At 51.4% G+C, this 669-nt stretch carries 6 tRNA genes; all 6 read left to right on the top strand.

Features of this window, described 5'->3' with window-relative positions:
• Window positions 1-83: 83 nt before the first annotated feature.
• The 6 genes from D8805_RS10040 to D8805_RS10015 all read left to right on the top strand — a co-directional run bounded on the left by D8805_RS10040 (window position 84) and on the right by D8805_RS10015 (window position 600).
• Window positions 84-157 (top strand) — tRNA-Arg (locus D8805_RS10040).
• Window positions 158-173: 16 nt separating this feature from the next.
• Window positions 174-247: transfer RNA gene (locus D8805_RS10035), tRNA-Pro, on the top strand.
• A 5-nt stretch (window positions 248-252) separates the two neighbouring features.
• Window positions 253-326 (top strand) — tRNA-Met (locus D8805_RS10030).
• A gap of 13 nt (window positions 327-339) precedes the next feature.
• A tRNA-Ile gene (locus D8805_RS10025) sits at window positions 340-413 on the top strand.
• A gap of 11 nt (window positions 414-424) precedes the next feature.
• Window positions 425-514 (top strand) — tRNA-Ser (locus D8805_RS10020).
• A 12-nt stretch (window positions 515-526) separates the two neighbouring features.
• Window positions 527-600: transfer RNA gene (locus D8805_RS10015), tRNA-Met, on the top strand.
• Window positions 601-669: the final 69 nt, after the last annotated feature.

Genomic DNA, 669 nt, shown 5'->3' with positions numbered 1-669 from the left:
ACTGGCAGACGCACAGGACTTAAAATCCTGCGATTGGAAACGATCGTACCGGTTCGATCCCGGTCCTCGGCATATAATAATGAGCACCCTTAGCTCAACTGGATAGAGTACCTGACTACGAATCAGGCGGTTAGAGGTTCGAATCCTCTAGGGTGCATTTTTTCTATTTAACTCGGGAAGTAGCTCAGCTTGGTAGAGTACTTGGTTTGGGACCAAGGTGTCGCAGGTTCGAATCCTGTCTTCCCGATTGATGGCGGTGTAGCTCAGCTGGCTAGAGCGTCCGGTTCATACCCGGGAGGTCGGGGGTTCGATCCCCTTCGCCGCTATAAAGATCTTGTTGGACCTTTAGCTCAGCTGGTTAGAGCTCTCGGCTCATAACCGAGTGGTCGTAGGTTCAAGTCCTACAAGGTCCATTGTATATTTTGGAGGATTACCCAAGTCTGGCTGAAGGGAACGGTCTTGAAAACCGTCAGGCGTGTAAAAGCGTGCGTGGGTTCGAATCCCACATCCTCCTTTTTATTATTAACGCGGGATGGAGCAGCTCGGTAGCTCGTCGGGCTCATAACCCGAAGGTCGTAGGTTCAAATCCTGCTCCCGCAATTTGGCTCGGTAGCTCAGTTGGTAGAGCAATGGATTGAAGCTCCATGTGTCGGCGGTTCGATTCCGTCT

Origin of the sequence: Streptococcus oralis subsp. dentisani (assembly GCF_003944205.1) — a bacterium.
Lineage (GTDB): Bacteria > Bacillota > Bacilli > Lactobacillales > Streptococcaceae > Streptococcus > Streptococcus oralis_BH.
This window is presented reverse-complemented; position numbering and strand designations above follow the sequence as displayed.